The organism is Pseudomonas sp. BF-R-01 (genome assembly GCF_019946615.1).
In the GTDB taxonomy this organism is placed as follows: domain Bacteria; phylum Pseudomonadota; class Gammaproteobacteria; order Pseudomonadales; family Pseudomonadaceae; genus Aquipseudomonas; species Aquipseudomonas migulae.
Window position 1 is genome coordinate 56,083 of sequence record NZ_JAGYFX010000029.1, and the last position, 7,939, is coordinate 64,021.

The following is a 7,939-nucleotide window of genomic DNA, read 5'->3' on the forward strand; positions in this document are numbered from 1 at the left end:
TTCACTTGAGCAGCTCCCGGCACACTGGTTTGTCGTGGGCCACGCCCAGCAGTTCGCAGACGGTGCCGCAGATGTCTGTCTGTTTCGGTTCGGCGCCGGCGTTGAAGCTGAAGGCGTCACCGAGCACGAACAGTGGCACTTCGCGTTCCTCCGGCAGCAGGCCGTTGTGGGAGCGGTCGTTGTTCATGCCGTGGTCGGCGGTCACCAGCACCTGGTAACCGGCGTCGAGCCAGCCTTGCAGGTAGTCGGCGAGAATAATGTCCGCCGAGCGGGCGCTGTTGCGGTATTGCGCGGTGTCGAGGCCGTGCTTGTGCCCGGCGTCGTCGATGTTCATGGGGTGCACCAGGAGAAAATTCGGTGCGTGACGCAGGCGCAGGTGTTCTGCGTCGGCGAACAGGTGCGAGTCCGGGTAGTGATCGTTCCAGTAAAAGTGCCCGTGCTGGATTGGCAATTCGGGGGCGTCGGTGTGACGGTCCCGGGCGGCCACGAACGGCGAACGGTTGTACAACTCACTGACCCAGTGATAAGCCGCAGCAGCGGTTTTCAGGCCCGCTTCGCTGGCGTAGTGATAAATGCTGCGTTGGTTGGACAGGCGCGAAACGTTGTTGTGAACGATACCGCTATCGATCGGCGTGACGCCGGTCAGGATGCATTCATACAGCGGACGGGACAGGGCCGGCAGTTCGCACTCCAGTTTGTAGAGTGCCGCGCGTCCTGCGCCGACGTAAGCCTGCAGGTGCCCCATGGCGTGGCGCGCAACCTCGTAATTGAGGCCGTCGAGCACGACAAGGATGACGTTGTGCTTCATAGGGGCGGGACTCCGGGAGACTGGAAATATCGTAGAAACCTGTAGGAGCGAAGCTTGCTCGCGAAAGCGTACTTTCAGTCAACATAACTGTTGAATTAAAGTCCCTCTTCGCGGGCAAGCCTCGCTCCTACAAATGAAGCATTACTTCATCTCGACGATGACTTCTTCGTTCCACTTCTGCGGCAGAGCCTTGGAAGTTTTTTCCCACGCATCCGCGTCTTTGATCGGCGTGACCTTTTTGTACTGCTCGTTCGGCAGCAGTTTGGCCTGGACTTCAGCTGGCAGGGTCAGGTGCTCGGCACGGATCGGACGGGCGTTACCCTTGGCCAGGTTGATCTGACCGGCATCGCTGAAGATGTATTCACGAGCCAGTTTGGCGGCGTTCGGGTTCTTGGCGTATTTGTTGATGATGGTGGTGTAACCGGAAATCACCGAACCATCGGAGGGGATCAACACCACGTAGTCATCCGGATTGGCCATCTTGGCCTTGTAGCTCAGACCGTTGAAGTCCCAGACCACGCCGACCTCGATTTCACCCTTTTCCATGGTGGCAATCGTCGGGTTGGCCATGGACAGGCGGCCTTGCTTGGCAATGTCAGCGAACAGCGCCAGGGCAGGCTGGAGGTTTTTCTCGTCGCCGCCGTTGGCAAGTGCAGCCGCCAGAACGCCGTTGGCGGCCTGAGCAGCGGTGCTCACGTCACCGATGGATACTTTGTATTTACCGTTTTTAAGATCGGCCCATTTGGTCGGCGCTTCTGAACCGTGCAGCAGCTTTTTGTTGACGATGAACGCGATGGTGCCGGTGTAGGCCAGTGCCCAGTTGCCGTCCTTATCCTTCGCCCAGGCAGGCACCTGATCCCAGGTGCTTGGCTTGTACGGCTGGACCACGCCTTGCTTGACCGCGATAGGGCCGAACGCTGCACCGACGTCGCCGATGTCGGCCGTGGCGTTGTCTTTTTCAGCGGCGAACTTGGCGATTTCCTGCGCCGAGCTCATGTCGGTGTCGATGTGTTTCAGGCCGTAGATCTTGGCCAGGTCTTCCCAGGTGCCTTTCCAGTTGGCCCAGTCATCGGGCATGCCGACGCTGTTGACCGCACCTTCCGCTTTCGCAGCGGCTTCGAGGGTTTTCAAATCATCAGCCGCCATGGCGGCGGTGCACATGGCAATGGTCGAACCTAACAGTGATGCCAGGAAAAGCTTTTTCATCCGAAGCTCCTTTGGGCGTTTTCAACGCTGCGATTGCGGTTGTGTTGGTCTAGGTCAGCAATACCTGAGCCAATCTAGGCGCCCCTGATGACATTTTGATGTCGACCAGCGGTCCGTCTGCATTTTCTTCAGATCAACGCTCAGGCTTGCGAGTAAGCGTAGACCATGGCTAAAGAACTGATATGAAAGGACTTGGCCGTTAAATTGCACACGTTTGACTGCACCGTTCAGCGCCTTTGTCATCTGTCAGTCATGTGCAGTGCCTAGGCTTGCTGAAAGTTGACGGAGTCGTTTCAAATGACGGTTCTGCTCCGAAACAGTGCTGGTCTAGTCCAGATAGGTAACGTTGATGCGCATCGAGACAACCAAAGCGGTGACAGCCATCGGGCAGGTTCTTCAGGAACAGCTCGACCACGGCCTGTTGGCGCCTGGCAGCAAGTTACCGGCGGAGCGCAAGCTCAGTGAGTTGTTCGGCACGACACGCATTACCGTGCGCGAAGCGTTGTTGCAGCTGGAGGCTCAAGGGCAGATTTATCGCGAAGAGCGCCGGGGCTGGTTCGTGTCGCCACCGCGCCTGGCTTACAACCTGATGCAGCGCAGCCACTTTCACGCGATGGTCAGCGCTCAAGGGCGGGTGCCGTCTACCGAGGTGATTTCGGCACGCTTGCAGCCTGCGTCGGCGGCGGTCTGTGCCTGGTTGCAGTTGCCGGCGTTGTCGAGCGTGATTCAGATCTGCCGCGCTCGGCGAATTGATGAGCGGCTGGTGTTGTACGTGGAGCACTACCTCAATCCGCAGTATTTCCCGGGGATTCTGGAGTTTGATCTGAATCAGTCGATCACCGAGCTGTACGCGCGGCATTACGATTTGCATTACGGGCGGGTGCGCTTCGAGATCGTGCCGACGGCGTTATCGGTGGATGCGGCGGCGGCGTTACGGGTGTCGGTCGGCAGTCCGGGATTGCGCATCGCCCGGGTCAATTACGACCAACACGAACGCTTGATCGATTGTGACCTGGAGTTCTGGCGGCACGATGCGATCCATGTCGGTGTTGATGTGGTCTGAGCCTGGCCGCCGCAGGTCTCGGTTTTTCATTACCCGAAGCGGTAAATGTCCATGCCCAGCGCGCCCATGGTGAAACCCTGGTGGCTGACGCTGAATGCTCCGCCGGCACTGCGGGCAAAGTACAACGGCAACAAATGTTCATCGCTCGGGTGGTTGCGCACGGCGTTCGGCGCTTGCTGGCGATAGTCGTGTAACGCGGCTTCGTCGTTGGCCTCAAGTTTCTCGATCATCCAGTCGCGAAACACCTTCGCCCACGGTTCTACGCTTTCCGGTCCGGCGTGCCAGTCCAGTTCGCGCAGGTTGTGGGTGATGCTGCCCGAACCGATCAACAGCACGCCGTGTTCGCGCAGGCTGCTCAGGGCATGGCCAACGCGGGTTTGCAGCTCAGGACCGCCGCGTGTGGGCAGCGAGACTTGCACCACCGGGACATCCGCCTGCGGGTACATCAACGACAACGGCACCCAGACGCCATGGTCGAAGGGCCGTTTGCTGTCGATGCGGGCGGGCAGGTCACTGCGCTTCAACAACTCGACAACTTCTGCGGCCAGTTGTGGATCGCCGGGTGCCGGGTATTGCACCTCGAACAACGCCTTTGGAAAGCCGCCGAAGTCATGCCAGGTTTCAGGCTGTGGATTGCCGCTGACCAGCAATTCATTGCTTTCCCAATGCGCGGAAACAATCACGATGGCCCGGGGTTTCGGCAATTCGGCAGCCAGGCGCGCGAGGGCTGGCCCACTGGCACCGGGTTCCAGTGCCAGCATGGGTGAGCCATGAGAGATGTAAAGGCTGGGGAACATGAAGGAGCTCCTGAGAGTAAGATGGGCCCATCTTCAGTCAGATCATTGATCTAAATCTAATATAAGTTTTAGGGTGTTTTGATCGAATTTTCGGAGATATTTATGCAGCCGGAGTTTTGGCACAAGCGATGGCAGTCGAATCAGATCGGCTTCCATCTGCCGCAGGTGAACCCTTATCTGCAACGTTTCTGGCCGCAATTGGGGCTGGAGGAGGGGGCGCGCGTACTGGTGCCGTTGTGTGGGAAAAGTCTGGATTTGTTGTGGCTGGCGCACCAAGGGCATGAAGTCCTGGGAATTGAGCTGTCGGAAAAGGCTGTCGAAGATTTCTTCAGCGAACATCACTTTGACCCGAACATCACTGAGCAGGGGCCGTTCAAGGTGTATCGCGCAGGCTCGATCGAGTTGTGGTGTGGTGATTTCTTCGAGTTGACGGCCGGCGATGTTGCCGATTGCGCCGGCCTGTACGACCGGGCGGCACTGATCGCTCTGCCGCCGGCCATGCGCGAGCAATACGCGGCTCATTTGAACCGGATTCTGCCAAAGGACGCGTTGGGGCTTTTGATCACGCTGGATTACGACCAGACACAAAAGGACGGACCGCCGTTTGCCGTGCTTGATGATGAAGTGCAGCGGTTGTTCGGGGCTGTGTGGTCGTTGAAGATTCTGGAGGATCAGGACGTTCTGGGTGAGAGCTGGAAATTCGTCGAAAGCGGCGTGACGCGGCTTGAGGAACGGGTTTATCGGGTTTCTGCCCGGTAATTGATGTTGCTTCTACCAGCCTCTTCGCGGGCAAGCCTCGCTCCTACAGGTTTTGTGTAATTCGCCGATTATGTGAACGACACAAATCCTGTAGGAGCGAGGCTTGCCCGCGAAGAGGTCCTGATGAACACCGCATTAATCAAGCAGACAAAAAAAGGCCCGCATCACTGCGGGCCTTTTCTTTTAGTGCCGAGCCTGTCAGCCCCGACGACGCAATGCGTCGATGCGCTCTTCCAGCGGCGGGTGGCTCATGAACATGCGGGCGAACCCCTGTTTGATGCCACCGTTGATGCCGAAAGCATTCAGGGTGTCCGGCATGTGCACCGGCAGCCCTTGTTCCGCACGCAGGCGTTGCAGTGCGCCAATCATCGCGTTGGTGCCCGCCAGGCGTGCACCGGCTTCGTCGGCACGGAACTCGCGTTTGCGCGAGAACCACATGACGATGGAGCTGGCCAGAATGCCCAGCACCAGTTCGGCGAAGATGGTCGCGATGTAGTAGGCGATGCCCTGGCCTTCTTCGTTCTTGAAGATCACCTTGTCGACAAAGTTGCCGATGATCCGCGCGAAGAACATGACGAAGGTGTTCACCACGCCCTGGATCAGCGCCAGGGTGACCATGTCGCCATTGGCCACGTGACCGATTTCGTGGGCCAGAACGGCTTTCACTTCATCCGGCGAGAATCGCTCGAGCAAGCCCTGGCTGACCGCGACCAGTGCATCGTTCTTGTTCCAGCCAGTGGCGAACGCGTTCGCCTCGTAGGCCGGGAAAATCCCGACTTCCGGCATCTTGATCCCGGCTTCGCGAGACAGTTGCTCGACCGTTTGCAGCAGCCATTGCTCGTGACGTGTGCGCGGCTGGGTGATGATTTGGGTGCTGGTGCTCATCTTCGCCATCCACTTGGAGATGAACAGCGAGAACAGGGAACCGGCAAAACCAAAGACCGCACAGAAAATCAGCAGCTGATTGAGGTTGAGATCAACCCCATTGGCCGCCATGAACCCGTTGAAGCCGAAAAGGCTCAGGGTGATGCTGGCAATCAGCACGACCGCCAGGTTAGTGGCCAAAAACAGCAGGATGCGCATCATGGTTGTAGAAATCTCCTTTTGCTAAAGATGTAGCGTACTGCGGGGTATATAAGGTGCTGCAACGGGCTATTCAACCGGGTGACTATTTCAAACTGTGTCCTACAGCAACAGTCTAGTCGCTTGCAGGGCATTTCCGACGTGGGCAGGGGAAGTGTTTGTCAGCCGATTCGCGTTGCGAGCCCCGTGATTGTTGGACGCGGTCACAAAGCTTGCTACCGGGCAGCGATTGCAGTGGGGATGTACGGCGAGGCTTAAAGATATGTTGCTGAATTAATCCTCGTGCGACTTTCGTGGAAAAGTCGCACGCGGCCAGTCCGATTACTGGCGATAGGATTTGAGGAAGTTGCCGATTCGTCCGATGGCCATGTCCAGGTCGTCGACACGCGGCAGGGTCACGACGCGGAAGTGGTCCGGCCATGGCCAGTTGAAAGCGGTGCCTTGAACCACCAGCAGCTTTTCCGACAGCAGCAGGTCGAGCACGAATTTTTCGTCGTTGTGGATCGGGCAGACTTTCGGGTCGATGCGCGGGAACGCATACAGCGCGCCCATCGGCTTGACGCAGCTGACACCGGGAATGTCGTTGAGCAATTCCCAGGTACGGTTACGTTGTTCCAGCAGGCGACCTTGCGGCAGGACCAGATCGTTGATGCTCTGATAACCCCCGAGGGCGGTCTGAATCGCGTGCTGACTCGGCACGTTGGCACACAGGCGCATGTTCGCCAGCATGTCGATGCCTTCAATGTAGCTTTGCGCGTGATGTTTCGGACCGGAGATAGCAATCCAGCCAGAACGGAAACCGGCCACGCGATAGGACTTGGACAGGCCGTTGAAGGTCAGGCACAGCAGGTCCGGGGCCAGAGACGCGGTGCAAATGTGCACGGCATCGTCGTACAGGATCTTGTCGTAGATCTCGTCGGAAAACACCACCAGGTTGTGCTGACGGGCCAGTTCCAGCATGCCCAGCAGGACTTCCTTCGAATACACCGCGCCGGTCGGGTTGTTCGGGTTGATGATCACCAGGGCCTTGGTGTTCGGGGTGATCTTGGCCTTGATGTCAGCCAGATCCGGCCACCAGTTGGCCTGCTCGTCGCACAGGTAATGCACCGGGTTACCGCCGGACAGGCTCACGGCAGCGGTCCACAGCGGATAGTCGGGAGCCGGCACCAACACTTCGTCGCCGTTGTTGAGCAGCGCTTGCATCGACATCACGATCAGCTCGGAAACGCCGTTGCCCAGGTAAATGTCTTCAATGCCGACGCCTTCTACCTGCTTCTGCTGGTAGTACTGCATGACGGCTTTACGCGCACTGAACAGGCCTTTGGAATCGCTGTAGCCCTGGGCGGTCGGCAGGTTGCGGATCACGTCCTGGAGGATTTCATCCGGCGCTTCGAAACCAAAAGGCGCCGGGTTGCCGATGTTCAGCTTGAGGATGCGATGGCCTTCCTCTTCCAGGCGTTTGGCGTGCTTGAGCACTGGGCCGCGAATGTCGTAGCAGACGTTGGCGAGCTTGTTCGATTTGCTGACCTGCATGGCGATGTGTTCCCGAAAATGAACGATCCAGGCGGTGTATGAACTACCGTACTGGGAATCCTGCGTATTCACACAGGCCTGGCGCCTTGAGAGGCAGCACCCATAAATCCGTTTGAATGCGCGTGGTCTGGCTGCCAGACTGGCGTTTGACGAGGCGCAATCATACGTGCCGCCCGATCCGTGGAAAAGGTACAGATCGGGCTTTTTCAGCTGCTGAGGTGTGATGATGGAAAAGTTGGAAAAAACCCTGGAAGAATGGAAGGCCATGCTCGATCCGGAGCAGTACAACGTTTGCCGCCTCAAGGGTACCGAACGGCCGTTTTCCGGCAAGTACAACGGCACCAAAACCGACGGTATTTACCACTGCATCTGCTGCAATGAGCCGCTGTTCGACTCAAAAACCAAATTTGACTCTGGCTGCGGCTGGCCGAGTTTCTATGCGCCGATCGGCGACAGCGCCATGACTGAAATCCGTGATGTCAGCCACGGCATGATCCGCACCGAAGTGGTCTGCGCCAAATGCGATGCGCATCTGGGGCATGTGTTCCCGGATGGTCCGCCGCCGACCGGCCTGCGGTATTGCATCAACTCGGTGTGCCTGGATCTCGTTCCGCGTTCGTGATGCGGGCCCTTGTAGGAGCGAAGCTTGCTCGCGAAGGCGTCGGGTCAGTCAACATCAGTGTTGAATGT

General features: G+C 58.1%; 8 protein-coding genes. 3 read left to right on the forward strand and 5 right to left on the reverse strand.

From position 1 onward, the window contains the following. Position 1: 1 nt before the first annotated feature. Entirely contained in the window at positions 2–808 is an 807-nt protein-coding gene (locus KGB27_RS13425) for an alkaline phosphatase family protein (protein ID WP_192227872.1), read from the reverse strand. A 141-nt stretch (positions 809–949) separates the two neighbouring features. Then, positions 950–2,014, reverse strand: coding sequence for an ABC transporter substrate-binding protein (locus KGB27_RS13430; protein WP_008044353.1), 1,065 nt, complete (start codon positions 2,012–2,014; stop codon positions 950–952). Between the two features lie 349 nt (positions 2,015–2,363). On the opposite strand from KGB27_RS13430, the gene KGB27_RS13435 reads away from it, so the two are divergent. Continuing rightward, complete coding sequence (locus tag KGB27_RS13435; RefSeq protein WP_008030372.1) at positions 2,364–3,077, forward strand: UTRA domain-containing protein; 714 nt, start codon at positions 2,364–2,366, stop codon at positions 3,075–3,077. A gap of 29 nt (positions 3,078–3,106) precedes the next feature. Here KGB27_RS13435 and KGB27_RS13440 read toward each other — a convergent pair whose 3' ends face one another. Beyond that, positions 3,107–3,874 carry a DODA-type extradiol aromatic ring-opening family dioxygenase gene (locus tag KGB27_RS13440; RefSeq protein WP_223554816.1) on the reverse strand — a complete coding sequence of 256 codons (768 nt, stop codon included), beginning with the start codon at positions 3,872–3,874 and terminating at the stop codon, positions 3,107–3,109. A 102-nt stretch (positions 3,875–3,976) separates the two neighbouring features. On the opposite strand from KGB27_RS13440, the gene KGB27_RS13445 reads away from it, so the two are divergent. Beyond that, a complete protein-coding gene (locus KGB27_RS13445; RefSeq protein ID WP_008030367.1) occupies positions 3,977–4,633 on the forward strand; it encodes a thiopurine S-methyltransferase in 657 nt (218 codons plus the stop codon). A 198-nt stretch (positions 4,634–4,831) separates the two neighbouring features. On the opposite strand, the gene htpX is transcribed toward KGB27_RS13445, so the two are convergent. Both htpX and KGB27_RS13455 read right to left on the reverse strand, forming a co-directional pair. Next, positions 4,832–5,719, reverse strand: coding sequence for a protease HtpX (gene htpX, locus KGB27_RS13450; RefSeq protein WP_008030365.1), 888 nt, complete (start codon positions 5,717–5,719; stop codon positions 4,832–4,834). Positions 5,720–6,037: 318 nt separating this feature from the next. Beyond that, the gene (locus KGB27_RS13455; RefSeq protein ID WP_008030363.1) at positions 6,038–7,249 is read right to left on the reverse strand and encodes a pyridoxal phosphate-dependent aminotransferase; all 1,212 of its coding nucleotides are present in this window, start codon (positions 7,247–7,249) and stop codon (positions 6,038–6,040) included. 226 nt (positions 7,250–7,475) lie between these two features. Between KGB27_RS13455 and msrB the strand changes: the two genes are divergently transcribed. After that, positions 7,476–7,871 (forward strand): peptide-methionine (R)-S-oxide reductase MsrB, encoded by a 396-nt coding sequence (msrB, locus tag KGB27_RS13460; RefSeq protein WP_207285752.1) that lies wholly within the window; start codon positions 7,476–7,478, stop codon positions 7,869–7,871. The last annotated feature ends 68 nt before the right edge of the window (positions 7,872–7,939 follow it).